The 18243-nt window shown below is 71.0% G+C and carries 16 protein-coding genes and 1 tRNA gene; 9 read left to right on the top strand and 8 right to left on the bottom strand.

The features are described from left to right. Positions 1-36 precede the first annotated feature (36 nt). Genes LOKHON_RS06170 through LOKHON_RS06180 form a run of 3 tightly spaced genes read right to left on the bottom strand, consistent with a single transcriptional unit; the run spans position 37 to position 2311 of the window. Entirely contained in the window at positions 37-684 is a 648-nt protein-coding gene (locus LOKHON_RS06170) for a uracil-DNA glycosylase (RefSeq protein ID WP_017928388.1), read from the bottom strand. Beyond that, positions 681-1700, bottom strand: coding sequence for an anthranilate phosphoribosyltransferase (gene trpD / locus LOKHON_RS06175; protein ID WP_017928389.1), 1020 nt, complete (start codon positions 1698-1700; stop codon positions 681-683). Before trpD ends, LOKHON_RS06170 begins: the two co-directional genes overlap by 4 nt. Further along, positions 1697-2311 (bottom strand): anthranilate synthase component II, encoded by a 615-nt coding sequence (locus LOKHON_RS06180; RefSeq protein WP_017928390.1) that lies wholly within the window; start codon positions 2309-2311, stop codon positions 1697-1699. The genes trpD and LOKHON_RS06180 overlap by 4 nt, the downstream gene beginning before the upstream one ends. Before the next feature lie 160 nt (positions 2312-2471). On the opposite strand from LOKHON_RS06180, the gene LOKHON_RS06185 reads away from it, so the two are divergent. Continuing rightward, positions 2472-4277 (top strand): divergent polysaccharide deacetylase family protein, encoded by a 1806-nt coding sequence (locus LOKHON_RS06185; protein ID WP_017928391.1) that lies wholly within the window; start codon positions 2472-2474, stop codon positions 4275-4277. A gap of 110 nt (positions 4278-4387) precedes the next feature. Next, positions 4388-4789: a DoxX family protein gene (locus LOKHON_RS06190; protein WP_017928392.1), complete on the top strand. Its 402-nt coding sequence runs from the start codon at positions 4388-4390 to the stop codon at positions 4787-4789. Between the two features lie 71 nt (positions 4790-4860). Here LOKHON_RS06190 and trpE read toward each other — a convergent pair whose 3' ends face one another. The 5 genes from trpE to fabI all read right to left on the bottom strand — a co-directional run bounded on the left by trpE (position 4861) and on the right by fabI (position 11003). Next, positions 4861-6369, bottom strand: a complete 1509-nt coding sequence (trpE, locus tag LOKHON_RS06195; protein ID WP_017928393.1) for an anthranilate synthase component I — start codon at positions 6367-6369, stop codon at positions 4861-4863. Between the two features lie 6 nt (positions 6370-6375). Beyond that, positions 6376-8274, bottom strand: a complete 1899-nt coding sequence (locus LOKHON_RS06200) for a peptidylprolyl isomerase (protein WP_017928394.1) — start codon at positions 8272-8274, stop codon at positions 6376-6378. A 108-nt stretch (positions 8275-8382) separates the two neighbouring features. Beyond that, positions 8383-9561, bottom strand: coding sequence for an aminotransferase (locus LOKHON_RS06205; RefSeq protein ID WP_017928395.1), 1179 nt, complete (start codon positions 9559-9561; stop codon positions 8383-8385). Positions 9562-9683: 122 nt separating this feature from the next. Next, a complete protein-coding gene (gpt, locus tag LOKHON_RS06210; RefSeq protein WP_017928396.1) occupies positions 9684-10190 on the bottom strand; it encodes a xanthine phosphoribosyltransferase in 507 nt (168 codons plus the stop codon). A 6-nt stretch (positions 10191-10196) separates the two neighbouring features. Continuing rightward, positions 10197-11003 carry an enoyl-ACP reductase FabI gene (gene fabI, locus LOKHON_RS06215; protein WP_017928397.1) on the bottom strand — a complete coding sequence of 269 codons (807 nt, stop codon included), beginning with the start codon at positions 11001-11003 and terminating at the stop codon, positions 10197-10199. A gap of 169 nt (positions 11004-11172) precedes the next feature. On the opposite strand from fabI, the gene pdxH reads away from it, so the two are divergent. The 7 genes from pdxH (at position 11173) to LOKHON_RS06250 (ending at position 18150) form a co-directional block, all read left to right on the top strand. After that, positions 11173-11778, top strand: a complete 606-nt coding sequence (pdxH, locus tag LOKHON_RS06220) for a pyridoxamine 5'-phosphate oxidase (RefSeq protein ID WP_026147465.1) — start codon at positions 11173-11175, stop codon at positions 11776-11778. A 100-nt stretch (positions 11779-11878) separates the two neighbouring features. After that, positions 11879-12439 (top strand): cold-shock protein, encoded by a 561-nt coding sequence (locus tag LOKHON_RS06225; protein ID WP_017928399.1) that lies wholly within the window; start codon positions 11879-11881, stop codon positions 12437-12439. Further along, on the top strand, positions 12394-12915 hold the full coding sequence (locus LOKHON_RS06230) for a DUF192 domain-containing protein (protein ID WP_081610579.1): 522 nt from the start codon (positions 12394-12396) through the stop codon (positions 12913-12915). The genes LOKHON_RS06225 and LOKHON_RS06230 overlap by 46 nt, the downstream gene beginning before the upstream one ends. Before the next feature lie 51 nt (positions 12916-12966). Then, positions 12967-13043 (top strand) — tRNA-Pro (locus tag LOKHON_RS06235). Positions 13044-13523: 480 nt separating this feature from the next. Further along, positions 13524-15368: a vitamin B12-dependent ribonucleotide reductase gene (locus LOKHON_RS06240; RefSeq protein WP_017928401.1), complete on the top strand. Its 1845-nt coding sequence runs from the start codon at positions 13524-13526 to the stop codon at positions 15366-15368. Positions 15369-15427: 59 nt separating this feature from the next. Beyond that, complete coding sequence (locus LOKHON_RS06245; protein WP_017928402.1) at positions 15428-16018, top strand: exopolysaccharide biosynthesis protein; 591 nt, start codon at positions 15428-15430, stop codon at positions 16016-16018. Between the two features lie 71 nt (positions 16019-16089). Next, the gene (locus LOKHON_RS06250) at positions 16090-18150 is read left to right on the top strand and encodes an NAD(+) synthase (protein WP_245631436.1); all 2061 of its coding nucleotides are present in this window, start codon (positions 16090-16092) and stop codon (positions 18148-18150) included. Positions 18151-18243 lie beyond the last annotated feature (93 nt).

Consider the following 18243-nt stretch of genomic DNA (forward strand, 5'->3'; position numbering starts at 1 on the left):
GTGGTTCTACCGGCAGAAAAGGGGGTTGGAAAGCGTTCAGACGGGGGCGCACCAGTCGATCGGAGCATCCTTGCGCGCCACCAGCCAGTCATTGACGCGCCCGAAGGGGCGCGAGCCGAAAAAGCCGCGCCGCGCCGAGAGCGGCGAGGGGTGGGCGGTTTCGATCACGAGATGATCGGGGCCCAGATGCGGCGCCGCCACCTTCTGCGCATGCTTGCCCCACAACACGAAGGCGCAAGGCCGCTCGGCGACGCGGGCCAGAACCTGCGACACCAGCACGTCCCAGCCCCAGCGCGTATGGCCGCCCGCATCCCCCGGCTCGACCGACAAGGCGGTGTTGAGCAGCAGCACGCCCTGCCGGGCCCATGGCGTCAGGTCGCCATTGGCCGGGGCGCAGCCGAGATCGTCGCGCAGTTCCGCGTGGATGTTGCGCAGCGAACGCGGCAACGGCGCCAGATCGGGCGGCACCGAAAAGGCGAGACCCGTGGCGTGGCCCGGCGTCGGGTAGGGGTCCTGGCCGAGGATCACCACGCGCACCGCCCCGGGCGGGGTCAGCTCCAGCGCCCGGAACCTGTGCGCGGGCGCGGGTTCGACCATGGGACGCGCGGCGAGCCGGTCGCGCAGCGCGGGCCAGTTCTCGGCAAAGAAGGGCAGGTCGCCCCAGCCCTCGGGCGGCGCGCTCACGCCACCCCTGAGGAAATCGCGGCGAGCCGGTCGATGGCGCGGCGCGCGGCACCGCTGTCGATGCTCGTCGCGGCCATCGCGGCACCCGCGCGCAGATCCTCCACCCGGCCCGCGACGAGCAGGGCGGCGGCGGCGTTGAGCAGCACCGCGTCGCGATAGGCGCCCGGCGCCCCGTCGAGCAGCGCCGACAGCGCGCGGCCGTTCTGCTCGGGCGTGCCGCCGAGGATCGCTTCGAACGGGTGCTCGGGCAGGCCCGCATCCGACGGGCTGATCTCGAACCGCTCGACCTTGCCGTTTTCGAGCGACGCGACCTCGGACGGCCCGCAGATCGACAGCTCGTCGGTGCCGTCGCCGCCATGCACCAGCCAGGCCCGCTCCGAGCCGAGCCGGCCCAGCGTTTCGGCCATCGGCGCGATCAGGGCGGGATCGTAGGCACCGGTGAGCTGGCGCTTGACCCCCGCGGGGTTGGTCAGCGGCCCGAGAATGTTGAACAGGGTGCGGATGCCGATCTCGGCGCGGATCGGGCCGACATGCTTCATCGCCGGGTGGTGCATCGGCGCCATCATGAAGCCGATCCCGGCCTCGCGGATCGCGCGTTCGACCACTTCCGCGCCGACCATCACCTGCACGCCCATCTGGCCCAGCGCATCCGCCGTGCCCGATTTCGACGACAGGTTGCGGTTGCCATGCTTGGCCACCGGCACGCCCGCGCCCGCGACGACAAAGGCGGTCGCGGTCGAGATGTTGAGCGTGTTCTTGCCGTCGCCGCCGGTCCCGACGATGTCGATCGCGCCTTCGGGCGCGCGCACCTTGAGACAGCGCGCGCGCATCACATGCGCGGCGGCGGCGATCTCGGCCACGGTTTCGCCGCGCATCCTGAGCGTGACGAGAAACGCCGCCATCTGCGCCGGCGTGGCGTCGCCGTCGAACAGGATGGAAAACGCGGCCTCGGCCTCATCGCGCGACAGCGGCCGGGTCAGGGCGGTGGCGATCAGCGGCTTCAGGCGGTCGCTCATGCTGCCACCGGGGCGCCCGGCGCGCGGTCGGGGGCCTGCCCCGGCAGCCGGTCGAGAAAGTTCTTCAGCATCCGGTGACCATGTTCCGAGGCGATGCTCTCGGGGTGGAACTGCACGCCCTCGATCGGCAGGTCGCGATGCGCCAGCCCCATGATCGTGCCATCCGCGAGCCGGGCGGTGATGTCGAGACAATCGGGCAGGCTGTCGCGCTCGACCACCAGCGAATGGTAGCGCGTCGCCTTGAACGGCGAGGGCAGCCCGGCAAAGACGCCGCCGCCCTCGTGCAGCATGTCGGCGGTCTTGCCATGCACGATCTCGTGGCAGCGCACGACCCGGCCGCCAAAGGCCTGGCCGATGGTCTGGTGGCCGAGGCAGACGCCCAAGAGCGGCATCCCGGCATCGGCAGCGGCGCGGGTCAGGTCGAGACAGATCCCTGCGCGGTCGGGATCGCAGGGCCCGGGCGAGAGCACGATGCCGTCGGGCCGCAGCGCCATGGCCTGCGCCACGTCGATTTCGTCGTTGCGCTTCACCACGACTTCGGCGCCCAGCTCGCCCAGATAATGCACGAGATTCCAGGTGAAGCTGTCGTAATTGTCGATCAGGAGAAGCATCGTCCCTCCGCACCGCTCGCGCGGCCGTTGAAATTCGGGGCTACCGCTTGGCGGTGGTCCGTTGGTAAGGTCGGCCCATAAATGGGACCGCAAGGCGGGAAACGTCAAGGTCCGGGGACTATTGCGACACCGCGCGGCGCGGTGCAGCGGGGCAGGACACGTGGGATCGGGGTTCATCAGCGGTGGGATCTGGGGTCTGATCGTCTCGGCGGGGGCGCTGGCGGTGGCCTCGCTCATCGGCGATCCGCCGCGCCGGGACATGACAGCCGACAGCCCGGCCTTGGTGCCGAGCGAGGCCGCGATGCCGGATGGGGCGGATATCGCGCCCGAGGCGCCGCGCAGCGACACGCCCGAGACGCCCTCTGATCCCATCGCCGACCGCGCGCCCGACGCGGCGGCGCCCGGCGCGCCGGACGAGTCGGAGACCGTCATCGAGCTTACCGGCGATGTGCAGGTCCTGCCGGGGGCGCCTTCGGACCGGCCCGGCGCGGAGCGGGCCGCCCTGCCGCAGGTGCCGCAGGAGCCCGAAACCCCCGGTGCGTTCGACGCGCCCGACACCACCCCCGGTGGCGCAGACGGGCAGGGCGCCGCCACGCCCCCGCCACCGGTCAGCGCCGAGGCCCCCGCCGCGCCGACCGGCTCGGCGGCGATGACCGAGATGCCGCTGGCACCGCGCCCGGACACGGGCCGCGACGTGCTGCCATCGACGCCGCGCGCCGACGTGCCCGCCGGGCGCGGCGTGGCGCCCTCCGCCGACACCGTCCCCGATGCGCGCCCGCGCGCCGAGGCGGGCATCGCCGCGCCGGGGGCGGCGCCCGACATCGTCCGAACGCCGCGCATCGATCCGGGCGCGGAGGAGCCGGTGCTGCCCGGCCCGCAATCGCGGGTGATCGAGATCCCGGCGAACGAGGCCGACATCGCCGTGGTCACCGACCCGCCGCCGCCGCCCTCGCGATCGCCGCGCGTGGTGGCCGAGACGGAGGCCCCCGGACGGACGCCCGAACAGGCTGTCGAAGAACAGGCCCCCGAAGACGCCATCGCGGCTGCGCCCGCCGATGGCGGCGCGCCGACAGCGCCCACGGGCCCGGCCGCGCCCCCAAGCCCCGATCAGCCCGCCCCGGGCACCATCACCGTGCTGCCCAGTCCCGACAGCGCCGACCGGCCCCTGCCGGGCCGGGTCGCGGGGCTGTCGGGCGAAGACGCGGTGACGATCCGCCGTCCCGGCGCCGCGACGGACGAGCCGGAGGGCGCCGCGCCCGCCGAGCTGGGCGAGGACGCCCCGGCGCTGCTGCGCTTTGCCGCGCCGGACATGGCGGATGCGGGCGCGCCGCGCCTGTCGGTGGTGCTGGTCGATACCGGCGCGATCGACGCGCCGGTCGCGGCGGCGTCGAGCATTCCCTTCCCGGTCTCCATCGGCATCGACCCCGAAGCGCCCGACGCCGCCGCCCGCGCCACGCGCTGGCGCGAGGCGGGCTACGAGATCGCGGCGCTGGTCCGGCTGCCCGTGAGAGCCACGCCGTCGGATGTCGAGGTGGCCTATGAGGCGGCCTTTTCGACGCTGCCCGAGTCGGTGGCGCTGCTCGATGCGGGCGGGGCCGGGCTCGACAGCGATGGCGACGTGACGGCGCAGGCGCTCGACCGGCTGGCGCGCGACGGGCGCGGTCTCGTGGCGCTGCCGCACGGGCTGGCGACGCCGCTGCGCCAGGCCCGCGCGCGCGATGTCCCGGCGGTCGAGATCTACCGCGATCTCGGCGAGGTGGGGCAGGACGACCGGGTGATCCGGCGCTTTCTCGACCAGGCGGCGTTTCGCGCGCGCCAGCAGGGCAGCGTGGCGCTTCTGGCCGAGCTGAACCCCGAAACCATCACCGCGCTGACGCTGTGGGGCAACCGCGCCGACCGCGAAGGCGTCGCGCCCGCGCCGGTGAGCACGCTGTTGCGGATGCAGCAGGTGGGGCCGGGGAAATAGCCGTCCCAGGACAAGATCTGCGTATCGGCGCACAGGATCGGTGATTTGACCGCCGCCCGGGCTGGGCGCATCTGTTGGCCATACACGCCACAACCAGACGGATCGATCGCATGACCACCACGCCCCAATCCGGCCTCGCCGCCCGCGCCCCCGAAATGCTCAGCGTGCTGCGCATCGTCAGCGCGCTGATCTTCACGCTGCATGGCAGCCAGAAGCTGTTCGCCTTTCCGCCGACCGATCAGCAGCCGCCGCTGGCCTCGCTGATGGGCGTGGGCGGCCTGCTCGAACTGGTGGGCGGCCTGCTGCTGCTCGTGGGGCTGTTCACCCGGCCCGTGGCCTTCGTGCTGTCGGGCATGATGGCGGTCGCCTACTGGATGTTCCACGCGCCGGGCAACCTGTTCCCGACGCTCAATGGCGGCGACGCGGCGATCCTCTACTGCTTCGTGTTCCTCTACATCTTCGTCGCCGGTCCGGGCCGCTGGAGCCTCGACGGGCTGCTGCGCCGCGGCTGAACCGTCAGACCCGCCGCGACAGGCGGCAGCGACAAAGGAAAGGGCGGGAAAAATTCCCGCCCTTTCGCGTCTCAGCCATTGCCGTCGGGGCGGAACATCGCCGCATCCGCCGCCGCGCGGCGCAGCGCGTTCGATTTGTGCACCGTTTCCTGGTACTCGGCCTCGGGGTCGCTGTCATGCACCACGCCGCCGCCCGCCTGGATATAGAGCTTGGCGTCCTGCACCACCGCGGTCCTGAGCGCGATGCACATGTCCATGTCGCCACCGGCGCTGAAATAGCCAAGCCCGCCGCCATAGACGCCGCGCTTTTCGGGCTCCAGCTCGTCGATGATCTGCATCGCCCGTACCTTGGGTGCGCCGGACACCGTGCCCGCGGGCAGGCCCGCCAGAAGCGCCGAGAGCGCGTCCTGATCCTCGCGCAGCTCGCCCACCACGTTGGAGACGATGTGCATCACGTGGGAATAGCGCTCGATGATGAACTTCTCGGTCGGGCGCACCGTGCCGGGCTTGGCGACCCGGCCCACATCGTTGCGGCCCAGATCGAGCAGCATCAGGTGCTCTGACAGCTCTTTGGCATCGGCCAGCAGGCTTTGCTCGTTCGCGCGGTCCTCCTCGGGGGTGGCGCCGCGGGGCCGGGTGCCGGCGATGGGCCGGATCGTTACCTCGCCGTCCATCACCCGCACGAGGATCTCGGGGCTGGCGCCGACCACCTGGTAGCCGCCGAAGTTGAAGTAGAACATGAAGGGCGAGGGGTTGGTGCGCCGGAGCGAACGATAAAGCGCGAAGGGCGGCTCGGGAAAATCCTGGGTCCAGCGCTGCGCCGGGACCACCTGGAAGATGTCGCCCGCGCGGATGTAGTCCTTGGCCTTCTCCACGGCGGCGAGATAGCCGTCATGTGTGAAGTTCGACACCGGCTCCGAAAGCGGCGCGGGCGCCTGCAGCGCGCGCGCCTCCTGCGGCACGGGCCGGTCGAGCGCGCGGCGCGCTTCGGTCACGCGTTCGGCGGCCTGCGCGAAAGCGGCGCGGGCGGAGCGGTCCTGACCGGCCCAGACCGGGGCGACGAGGATCACCTCGCCCTTCACCCCGTCGAGCACCGCGACCACGGTGGGGCGCAGCATCACCGCGTCGGGCAGGCCGAGCGGGTCGGGGTTCACGTCGGGCAGCTTTTCCACCAGCCGGATCATGTCGTAGCCCAGATAACCGAACAGCCCGGCGGAGGCGGCGGGCAGGTCTTCGGGCAGGTCGATCCGGCTTTCGGCGAGGATCGCGCGCAGCGTGTCGAGCGGATGGCCTTCGAGATCCTCGAAGGCATCGTCGTCATAGCGCGCGGCGCGGTTGACGCGGCTGGTCTCGCCCCGGCAATCCCAGATCAGGTCGGGATTCATGCCCACGATCGAGTAGCGGCCCCGCAGCTCGCCGCCCGTCACGCTTTCGAGGATGAAGGCGTGCTTTCCGGCATTGGCGAGCTTGAGCATCAGCGAGACCGGCGTGTCGAGGTCGGCGGCGAGGCGGGTCCAGACGACCTGGTTCCGGCCCGCCTCGTAGCCTTTCTGGAACGTCTCGAAATCGGGGCTGAGCATGGCGTCTTACCTGAAGGAGGAATGGACCGCCTGGACGGCGGCGTCATCGATGCGGATCTCGGTGCCGGACTGCACCGCGTTGGCGAAGGCGGCGTAGATGTCCTGCGCGAGCCCGGTGCCGAGCCGCTGCTCGATCGCTTGGCGTTCGGCGGCGACGCCCGCGTCGTCCTCGGCCGGGGGCGCCACGGCGTCGAGCCGGACCACGGCGGTGAAGCCGTCGCCGCCGATCACCCGAACCGCGCCCTCTTCCATCTCGAACACGTCGCGCACGAAGCCGGGGCCGGTGCCCTCGACGAAGGCGCGGCGGGTCAGGTTGTCGGCGTCGCGGGGCGCGAGGCCGGCCGCCTCGAAGCTGTCGCCGGCGGCGATGCGCGCGGCCAGCGCCTCGGCCCGCTCGGCGCGCAGCCGGGCGCGGGTCTCGGACTCGACATCGGCGATCACCTCGTCGCGCACCTCGTCGAGCGGGCGCAGCGCCGGGGGGGTGACGCCATCGAGCCGGACCGCGAACACCCCGCCATCCTCGAAGCCCAGAAGCTCGGGGAAGTCGCCTTCCTGCACGGTGGCGGCGGCCTCGCGGAACGGCGCGTAATCGGCGATGCCGCCGGTCGCGCCCTCGCTCCAGTCGACGGAGCCCAGCTCCATGCCGGCGCGCTCGGCCAGATCCTCGAGCGCGGCGCCGCCGGCGATCAGGTCGGTGATTTCTTCGGAGCGGCGTTCGATCTCGCGGCGGGCGCGGGCGCGGGCCAGCTCGTCGCGCAGGTCGGGCGCGGCCTCGTCGAACGACACCTCCTCGGCGGCGAGCACGGCGTTGACCCGGAACAGCGCCGGTCCGAGACCGGTCTCGACCGGGCCGACCACGTCATTGGCCGAGGCGGCGAAGATCGCATCGGCGGCATCGTCGAGATCGCCCTTCGCCACGTCGCCCAGATCGACCGCCTCCAGCGTCAGGCCGCGCGCCGCGACCAGATCCTCGAAACCGGCCTCGCCCGCTTCGAGCCGCGCCAGCGCTTCGGCGGCGGCCTCTTGGTTCGGATAGACGAGACGCTCGACGAGGCGGCGCTCCTCCTGCACGTATTCGGAAATCCGCTGCTCGTAGAGCGCGCGCACCTCATCCTCGGCAATCTCGATGTCGTCGGCCACGTCCTCGGGGCGCAGCCACGCATAGCTGATCTCGCGGATCTCGGGCGCGGTATAGGCCTCGGGGGCGGCGGCATAGCGCGCCTCGATCTCGGCCTCGGTCGGGGCGGGGATCTCGGCGTCGAGCAGGATTTCGGGCAGGATCACCCGCGGGCGGCCATCATCGGCGACCGGGGCGGGCGTGGCCGCGAGCGTCACCGGCGCCCAGGTGATGTCGCGGCGCGACATCATGAAATCGATCATCGCCGCGACATGGGTGTCGGAGGCGCCGACACCGCCCGCCACGGCCGATTGCAGCAGCGCGCGGGCCTCGCCCTCGCGCAGGCTCTGTTCGAACTCGGCCACGGTGAGCCCGTTGCGCTGCAGCGCGTCGCGGTAGGACTCGCGGTCGAAGCTGCCATTGAGCCCCTGGAAGGCAGGAATGGCGAGCACCTGGTCGCGCACCGCCCCGTCGCCGACCGACAGGCCGAGCGCCTCGGCCTCGGCATCGAGCACCCGCTCGGTGACGATCTGGCCGAGCACGGCGCGGTCGAGCCCGATCTGCTGGGCGCGGGCGATGCTGACCGGCTCGCCGGTCTGGCTTTCGAGCGCGCGGATGCGGCTTTGCAGCGCGCTGGCATAGGTCTGGGTGTCGATGTCCTTGCCGCCGACGCTGCCGAGCCGGGTCGCATGGCCGGTCAGCCCCGTCGCGCCAAAGCCGATCAGGCCCACGAAGAGCAGGATCAGGATGATCCAGACGAATACGCGGTTGCCCTTGCTCGATGCCATTGCGGTCTCCCTGTCGCGCCCCATTGGCGTGTGGCGTTGAATAGGCAAGCGGGCCGGGCCGTGCAAGCGGATGGCGCCCGGCTTGCTCGGCCCGGCCCGGTCCCCGGCTCAGGCGCCGGGCAGGGCGGCGAGCCGCGTCTCCATCTCGGCGATGCCGCCCGCATCGACATTGGCAAAGGCGATGCGCAGCTGGCGGCGGCCCGCCTCGCTGTCATCGGGCGTGAACATCGTGCCGGGCAGGAGCAGCACGCCCGCCTCGCGCACCAGCCGCCGGGCCAGCGCGTCAGAGGCTTCGGCATAGGGGTGTTCGATCCAGCCGAAATAGGCGCCGCAGCCCATCAGCCGCCAGCCTTGCGGCGCCAGCCGCTCGAAGCTCGCCTCCATGGCGCGGCGCCGGGCGATGATCTCGGCCCGCTCCTGCGCGAGCCAGTCGCCCAGGTTCTGCATCCCCCACAGCGCCGCCTTCTGGCCGAGGCTGGTCGGGCAGATCGTCACCGTGTCGAGAAACCGCTCCATCTGCGCGATGCGCTCGACGCTCGCGGTGACCGCGCCGACGCGGTGGCCGGTCAGGCGGTAGGCCTTGGAAAAGGAATAGAGCTGCACCAGCACGTCGTCCCAGTCGGGATCGGCAAAGAGGTCATGCGCCGGGCCTTCGCGGCTGTCGAAATCGCGATAGGTCTCGTCGAGGATCAGCGTGAGCCCGCGGTCGCGGCACAGGTCGCGGAACGCGGCGAGAAGTTCGGCGGGATATTCGACGCCGCCGGGGTTGTTGGGGCTGACCAGCACGATGGCGCGGGTGGCGGGGGTGATCAGCGAAGCGGCCCGGTCGGGGTCGGGCAGCAGGGTCGGGCCGGTTTCCAATGGTATGGTGCGCACGCCCGTCATGTCGTTCCACATGCGGTGGTTGAAATACCACGGGCTGGGCAGGATCACCTCCGAGCCTTCGCCGCACAGCGCCGCGATGGCGGCGCAATAGGCCTGGTTGCAGCCCGAGGTGACGGCGACCTGGTCGGGGGTCACATCGCCGCGATAGTCGCGGCGCCACAGCGCGGCGATCTCGGCGCGCAGCTCGGGCAGGCCGAGAACGGGGCCGTAAAGATGGGCGCTCGCATCCTGCATCACGATTTCGGCCATGGCGCGGCGCAGCGGCTCTGGCGGCGGATCGACCGGCGCGGCCTGGCTCACGTTCAAAAGCGGGCGTTCGGGCGGGAACGACACCCCGTCGAGCCAGCGGCGGGCCTCCATCACGGGCGGAGAAAAGGTGGATGCGGTGCGCGTGTCGCTCATGGAGCCTCCCTGGGATGTCGCGCGGACGCTAGACGCGGGGAGGGGCGGGCGCAATCGCTCCCGCAGCGAACGCGAAAGGCCCCGCCGGTCGGGCGGGGCCTTTCGAAGGTTCCGGGCGCGGTTCAGTCCTTGCCGCGATAGGGCTCGACATATTGCAGCGCCATGTCCCACGGGAAGAAGATCCAGGTGTCCTGGCTCACCTCGGTGACATAGGTGTCGACCTGGCCGTTGCCCATCGGCTTGGCATAGACGGTGGCGAAATGCGCGTTCGGGTAAAGCTCGCGCACCAGCTCCAGCGTCCGGCCGGTGTCGACCAGATCGTCGACCACGAGAATGCCGGTGCCGTCGCCCATCATCTCGGCGTCGGGGGCCTTGAGAACCTTGGCGCCGGACTGGTTCTGATGCTCGTAGGACTTGACCGAGATCGTGTCGACGGTGCGGATCCCCAGCTCGCGCGCGACGATCATCGCGGGCGCCATGCCGCCGCGGGTGATCGCGACCACGGCCTTCCAGGCGCCTTCGGAATCGGGGCCGCGCCCGTCGAGCCGCCAGGCGAGGGCGCGGCTGTCGCGGTGCAGCTGGTCCCAGCTGACATGGAAGCCTTTTTCATGCGGCAAACGGTCGGTCATCGCTCTCTAGCCTTTCGTGATGTCGGGCGCGTCCGGGTTCTTCATGCCGATCACGTGGTAGCCCGCATCGACATGGTGGACCTCGCCGGTAACCGCGCTGCCCAGATCCGACAAGAGGTAGAGGGCGGATTTCCCGACCTCGTCCTGGGTGACCGTGCGGCGCAGGGGCGAATTGTACTCGTTCCACTTCATGATGTAACGGAAATCGCCGATGCCCGAGGCCGCCAGCGTCTTGATCGTGCCGGCCGAGATGGCGTTGACCCGGATCGCGTCGCGGCCCAGATCCTCGGCGAGATAGCGCACGCTGGCCTCGAGCGCGGCCTTGGCCACGCCCATGACGTTGTAATGCGGCATGACCCGCTCGGCGCCGTAATAGGTGAGCGTCAGGCACGACCCGCCCTCGTTCATCATCGCCGAGGCGCGCTTGACCACCGAGGTGAAGGACCAGACCGAGATGTCCATCGACATCAGGAAGTTGTTCTTAGAGGTGTCGACATAGCGGCCGCGCAGCTCGGACTTGTCCGAAAAGCCGATGGCGTGGACGATGAAGTCGAGTTTGCCCCATTGTTTCTGCAGCTCGGTGAACAGCGCGTCGATGCTGTCCTCGTCGCCGACGTCGCAGGGCAGCACGATATCGGAGCCGACCTCGGCCGCCAGCGGGCCGACCCGTTTCTTGAGCGCCTCGCCCTGATAGGAAAACGCCAGCTCGGCGCCGGCATCGGCGCAGGCCTTGGCGATGCCCCAGGCGATCGACTTGTCGTTGGCGAGCCCCATGATGAGTCCGCGTTTTCCCGCCATCAACTGCGATGTCATGAATGTTCCTCTTGCCGATCCGGCGCCGTTTCGATCCGGTGTAGGCGATCGGCGGCAAGGCATCAAGGCCATGGCCTACGCCACGTCATGGCTGGGCCCCAAGAAGACAGGACGCCAGAAAGGTGAAAATGAGCTATACTCCTCGTGTACGAGTGAACGGATTGGTATGATGGACACGCGCGTCGGCATCTTCGCCGGAGAAGATCCCTTTGTCATTGCACGGCGTTGGCTGGCCGAGGCGGAAGGCCGGGAGATTTCCGATCCCAACGCGATGGCGCTGGCCACGGTCGATCCCGACGGGATGCCCGATGTGCGCGTCGTGCTGCTCAAGGAGATCGAGCCCGCGGGGTTCGTGTTCTATACCAACCTCGAAAGCGCCAAGGCGCGGCAGCTCGACAGCGGCGGCAACGCCGCCTTCGTGATTCACTGGAAAACCCTGCGGCGCCAGATCCGGGTGCGCGGCCCCGTCGAACGCGTGGGCGACGCGATGGCGGACGCCTATTTCCGGTCGCGCCCGCGCGAAAGCCGGGTCGGGGCCTGGGCCTCGCCGCAAAGCCGCCCGATCGCCTCGCGCGGGGCGCTCGAGGCCGAGGTGGCGCGGCTCGACGCCGAGCTGGGCGCCGATCCGCCGCGCCCGCCCTTCTGGGGCGGTTTTCGCATCAGACCGCTTGAAATGGAATTCTGGGCCGATGGCGCGCACCGGCTTCACGACCGGTACAAATGGTCGAGACCCGCGCTAGATGCCGACTTTGACGTGATACGTTTGGGACCGTGATTTCACATGGAATGAAATTCGGCGCTTGTCGCGGCCTCTCGACTGTGCTGCACAGGCGCCCGGAACGGAACGGGCCGCGATACGGCCCCTGGAGGCGGAGATGAACGACATGCTGGATAAGCAGGCGGAGGACCGCATCGAGATCGCGGGCCACGTCAAATGGTTCGATCCGGCAAAGGGGTTCGGGTTCATCGTGCCCGACGAAGGCGGGTCCGACATTCTCCTTCACGCCAACGTGCTGCGCAATTACGGCCAGAATTCCGTCGCCGACGGCGCCCGCATCCGCATCCTCGCGCATCGCACCGACCGGGGCGTGCAGGCGGCCACGATCCTGTCGCTGGAGCCGCCCAGCGATGCGCCGGCGGCACCGCTCGCCGATTTCGCCGAGTTCGATCCCGACTATCTCGCCAACCGGCCGCTGGAGCCCGCGCGGGTGAAATGGTTCGACAAGGCCAAGGGGTTCGGTTTCGCCAACGTGTTCGGCGCGGGCGACGACATCTTCTTGCATGTCGAGGTGCTGCGCAGCTCCGGCCTGTCGGATCTGGAGCCGGGCGAGGCGGTGACGCTCAAGGTGATCCAGGGCAAGCGGGGCCGCATGGCGACCGAGATCCTGCCATGGGACGCCGCGCTGAAGCAGCACCCGGACGAGGACGAGGCGTGAGCTTTCTGCGCGCCGCGGCGCTGGCGGTCGCGGCCTGCCTGCCGCTGGCCGCGCAGGCGTCCGATTGCGCGCCCGACCGGCTGACGGTGCGCGGCGACTGGGGGCAGGCGGGTTTCGCCGTCGAGGTGGCCGACGATGCGCGCGCGCGCGCGCAGGGGCTGATGAACGTGCCGGAGATGCCGCGCATGGCGGGGATGCTCTTTGTCTATGACGCGCCGCAATCGGTCGCCTTCTGGATGCGCAACACGCTGATTCCGCTCGACATGATCTTTGCCGGGCCGGATGGCACGGTGCGCCGCGTCCACGACCGCGCCCAGCCGCATGACGACACGCCGATCCCCGGCGGGCCGGGCATCCAATACGTGCTGGAGATCAATGGCGGCATGGCCGCGCGGCTCGGGATCGCGCCCGGCGACACGCTGCGCCATCCGGCCATCGGCAGCGACACGATCCCCGCCGCCGATCCCTGCGATTGATCACGCAGGCGCTTGCGCCTGCGGGCGGAGCGGCCTAGAAGGGCGACGGTTCGGGGCGTAGCGCAGCCTGGTAGCGCATCTGTTTTGGGAACAGAGGGTCGCAGGTTCGAATCCTGCCGCCCCGACCAATCCTCCTCTCTTGCTCGCTCGCATTCTCCCCCGCCTTGGCGGGCGGTTTCGCGAATCTCCCCCCCGCATCCGGGCGGCTTGCCGCGACCGGCCGGTCCGTGCCGCCGATCGGGGCCGAAAACGGCGCTGTGGCCGCTATGCCACGCCGCGCGGTGGACAAGTTCGGGCGTGGTTTCCCACCGCCTGTGGATCGTTTCCCACCCGTCCCGGATGCGGTTGCATCCCCCCGCGTCACCCGGCGAAATTTTCCAGCAGGGCTTGGCGATGCGCGTCGCGATCCGGCGCGCGGGGCCTGTGGATAAGCCTGTGGGGCAACGGCGAATTGCGGTGGGCGAATCCCTGCCCGTTTTGGCGGGGTTCGAGGATTCGTCGGCGCCGCCCGCGCGCCGCGTTGACCGTGCCCGCCATGCTGCACAGGGTCGTCCAATTCCGGCGTGCAATGGCCATGCCCGGATCACGGGACGAAGCGGAGCCAGGCCATGCGGATCGATCGATGCTACACCCTGCCGGGGCAGGATGCGCTTGCGGATCTGCCGATGCGGCGCGTCGCGCTGACCGGTGGCGGGGTGGTGCGGGTGCCGTCGGACTGGCCGCAGCGCGCGGCGCGCGCCGTCGCGACCCGGGCGCCGGGCGGAAGCGGCGAGGACGGGCTGCGCGCGACGATCGAAACGCTGGTGACCGGGTTGCGGGCCGCGGCAGCAAAGCAGGGCCGTCTGGATGACGCGTCCGCGCAGGCCTGGGGCGACGAGATGCGCCACATGGTCGTTCACCGGATCGTCGCGCTCGACCCCGGCCTGTGGGGCGTGCGCGGATCCGGCCGCCCCGCCGCGCCGCTGCCCTTGCCGGTGCGGATGGCGGGGGCCGGCGCCACCGCCACGGCGCGGCTGGCCGAAGCCGCCTGCGACGGCGCGCCGCTGGGCTTCGATTTCGGCGCCGGGCAGGCCTTGGCCACGCCGCGTGCCGTGCTCGACCTGCGCCGTTTCGTGACCGATGGCGCCATCGCGGTCGAACCATTGGTGCATGCGGTGCGGGTCTGGACGCTGGCGCTGGCGCTGCGCGGCGCGGGGGATCTGGGGCTGGCGGGGGTCGGCGGGGCGGTGATGCGGCTCGGGCGCGGTTTCGCCAGCCGCGAAGGCCGCCTGGCCGGGGCGGCGCTGGCGGCGCTGGCCGATGCCGCGCGCGCCGCCACCGCCGCCGAGCTGGGGCTGGCGGCGGGGGCGGGCGATGCGCGGGCGGCGGCAGGCTTGTCGCGGCTGTCGCGGCAGCCCGGGGCGGCCCCCTTGCGCGCGGCGCTGGAGCGGGCCGCAGGGCTGCGGCGCGCGGCGGCGCGGGCGCGGGGCGACGGCACGGCCGCGCCCCGGATCGCGATCGCGCCGCTGGGCGACCTGGCGGCGATCCTCGGGCTCGGCGCGGACCCGCTGGCGCCGGTGGCGGCGCTGTGCGTCGACGTCGAAACCGGCACGGACGGCCATCGTCATGAGGCCGCGCCGGAGCTGCGCGCCGGGCTGGCGGCGCAAGGGCACGCGCCCGACCGGATCGCGGCGCTGCTGCGGCACGTGGCCGGTCATGGCAGCCTCGTCGCCGCGCCGGGGATCGATCATGCCGCCCTGCGGGCCCGCGGGCTCGACGCGGACCAGATCGCCCGGATCGAGGCGGCGCTGCCGGAGGCGCGCGACCTGCGCGCGGTGATCACGCCGTGGCGGCTTGGCCCCGCCTTCTGCGCGGCCCGGCTCGGGCGCGACGCCGAGGCGCTGCCGGGGCACGGGCTGGGGCTCCTGTCGCGGCTGGGCTTCACCGAGGCGCAGATCGAGGCGGCCAACCGCCACGTGTTCGGCACCGCAAGCCTGCGCGGCGCGCCGGGCATGGCGCCGGGCGATGCCGCGGCCTTCGATGGCGCGCTCGCCACCGCGCCGCGGGCGCGCCTTGCCATGGCGGCGGCCCTGGCCGGGGCGATCGGCGGGCCGGTGACGGCGCTTCTGCCGCTGCCCGACGCGGCCGCGCCCGACCGGCTGCGGCTTGCGATCCGCGCCGCCCGGCGCGCGGGGCTCGCGGGGCTGGTGCCCGCGCGGGATGAGCCGGCGCTGGCGCCGCGCCTGCGCGAGATCCTCGCCATGCTGCCGCCGGGCACGCGGCCCGGAGACGCGCCCGGCGAGGTGATCGAGCTGATCGAGGCGGCGGGGCGGTCGCGTCCCGAGGCGCGGCGCCACGCGCGGGCGCTGCGCGACCGGCTGCTGGCCGATCCGCTGCCGCGCGAGCGGCCCATGCCGCGCGGCGATGCCGCCGCCTGGCTCGGCGCGATCGCCGCGCGGCCCGACCGGCGCTGATTGGAACGTCATCGCAGCCGCCGTGTTGCTGCCATGACGAGACAAGGCGGGAGAGCGCGATGACGACGCGATCACATGCGGTCGAGGACATCCTCGACAGGTTGGCGCAGGAGGGCCGGGACGATGACCGGGCCACGGTCGGCGATGTCATCGGGGCGCTGGGCGGTCGCGGCTTCGGGCCGTTCCTCTTCGTGCCCGCGCTGATCGAGGTGTCGCCCATCGGCGGGGTGCCCGGCGTGCCGACGCTGCTGGCGCTGATCATCGCGCTGTTCGCGGTGCAGATCGTGATGGGCCGCGACGAGATGTGGCTGCCGGGATTTCTGGAGCGCCGCTCGGTGCAGGGCGACAACCTTCTTGCCGCCGCCGACAAGCTGCGCGGCATCGGGCGCTGGCTCGACCGGTGGTTTCATGGTCGTCTCGAGGCGCTGACCGGCCCGAAGGCCAGCCGCATCGCCGGGATCGCGGTGCTGCTGTTGTGCCTGACCGTGCCGCCGCTTGAGCTGGTGCCCTTTGCCTCGACCGCGCCGATGGCCGCCATCGCTGCCTTCGGCCTTGCCATGACGCTGCGCGACGGGGTGCTGATGGGGCTGGGCTTTGCGCTTTCCGTCGTGGCGGCGGGGGTGGGCCTTGGCATGATCGGCGGCGGCTGAGCCCCGGGGGGCTGGCGTCCGGGGCGCGCGCGCGGCATGGTCCTTGCGCCCGCAATGCTGGAGAGACCGACGTGACGAGCAAGCCAATGGGCGCGGACGCCTTTCATTCCCTGCACCGGCACGGCTTTGTCCGCGTCGCCACCGCGACGCCGCGGGTCCGGCCCGCCGACGTGGTTTACAACCGCGACGCGGTGATCGCCGAGGCGCGGCGCGCGCATGACGCCCGCGCCGATCTCGTGGTGTTTCCCGAGCTGTGCCTGTCCTCCTACGCGATCGACGACCTGCATCTTCAGACCGCGCTCAACGACGCGGTGGAAACGGCGCTCGGGGCCGTGGTCGCGGCGAGCGAAACTCTCGCGCCGGTGCTGCTCGTCGGCGCGCCGCTGCGCCATGAGGGGCGGCTTTACAACTGCGCCGTCGCGATCTCGTGCGGGCGCATCCTCGGGGTCGTCCCCAAGAGCTTCCTGCCCAATTACCGCGAATTCTACGAAAAACGCTGGTTCGCCGAAGGGCGCGGCGTCACGGGGCGGGTGATGCGGCTCGGGGCCGCGGAGGTGCCGTTCGGCACCGATTTGATCTTCGAGGCCGAGGATCTGCCGGGGCTGATCTTTCACACCGAGATCTGCGAGGATTTCTGGGCCCCCGTGCCACCCTCCAGCCATGCCGCCACCGAGGGCGCGCTGATCCTCACAAACCTTTCGGCATCCAACATCGTGATCGGCAAATCCGACGACCGGCACGTGCTGTGCCGCAGCCACGGCATGCGCAGCTTTGCCGCCTATGCCTATTCCGCCGCCGGTCCCGGCGAGAGCACAACCGATCTGGCATGGGACGGACAGGGCGCGGTCTACGAGATGGGCGACCTCTTGGCCCAGTCGGACCGCTTCGATCTCGAACCCGAGCTGTGCATGGCCGATGTCGACACGCAGCGCCTCTTGAACGAGCGGATGCGCACCGGCACCTTCAACGATGCGGGCAAGGGGCGGGAGCGGGCCTTCCGCCGCATCCGCTTCGAACACCGCCCGCATGTCGAGGATGTCGGGCTGATCCGCCCGATCCGGCGCTTTCCCTACGTGCCGAACCGCGAAAGCCACCTCGATCTCGACTGCTACGAGGCCTTCAACATCCAGGTCGAGGGGCTGCGCCGCCGATTCGAGGCGGTGGGCGGCGGCAAGCTGGTGATCGGCATCTCCGGCGGGCTCGACAGCACCCATGCGCTGATCGTCGCGGCCAAGTGCTGCGACAAGATGGGCCTGCCGCGCGACACCATCCTCGGCTACACCATGCCCGGCTTCGCCACCGGCGACGCGACGAAATCCAACGCGTGGAAGCTGATGCGCGCCATGGGCATCGCCGCCGCCGAGATCGACATCCGCCCCGCCGCGCGGCAGATGCTGTCCGACATGGGGCACCCCTTTTCCGAGGGCGAGCCGGTCTATGACGTGACATTCGAGAACGTGCAGGCGGGGCTGCGCACCGACTACCTGTTCCGGCTGGCCAACCAGAACCGCGGCATCGTCGTCGGTACCGGCGATCTCAGCGAGCTGGCGCTGGGCTGGTGCACCTACGGTGTCGGCGACCAGATGAGCCATTACGCGGTCAATGCCGGCGTGCCCAAGACGTTGATCCAGTATTTGATCCGCTGGTCCGTCACCTCCGGCCAGTTCGACCCGGCCACGGATGCGATCCTGACCGCGATCCTCGACACCGAGATCTCGCCCGAGCTGGTCCCCGCCGAGGCCGATGGCGGGATGCAGTCAACCGAGGAAAAGATCGGGCCCTATGCGCTCAACGATTTCTTTTTGTTCCACACCATGCGTTACGGCCTGCCGCCGTCGAAGGTGGCGTTCCTGTGCTGGCACGCATGGCGCGACGCCGAGGCCGGGCTCTGGCCGATCGGTTTCCCGGAGGACAAGCGGCGCGCATACGACCTCGCCGAGATCCGCCACTGGCTGGAGCATTTCCTGAAACGCTTCTTCGGGTTTTCGCAGTTCAAGCGCTCGGCCCTGCCCAATGGGCCCAAGGTCTCGGCGGGCGGCGCGCTTAGCCCTCGCGGCGACTGGCGCGCGCCATCGGATGCGAGCGCCGCCGTCTGGGTCGCGGAGCTGCACGAAAACGTGCCCGAAGGCTGATCTTTTCCGTCCCTTCGGGATGCGTTAGACGGGGTCGCCCGGAATGGTCCGGGCACCGGTCGCAGCCTACCCGGTCAAAACAAGGACGGATCA

Source organism: Limimaricola hongkongensis DSM 17492, assembly GCF_000600975.2.
Lineage (GTDB): Bacteria > Pseudomonadota > Alphaproteobacteria > Rhodobacterales > Rhodobacteraceae > Limimaricola > Limimaricola hongkongensis.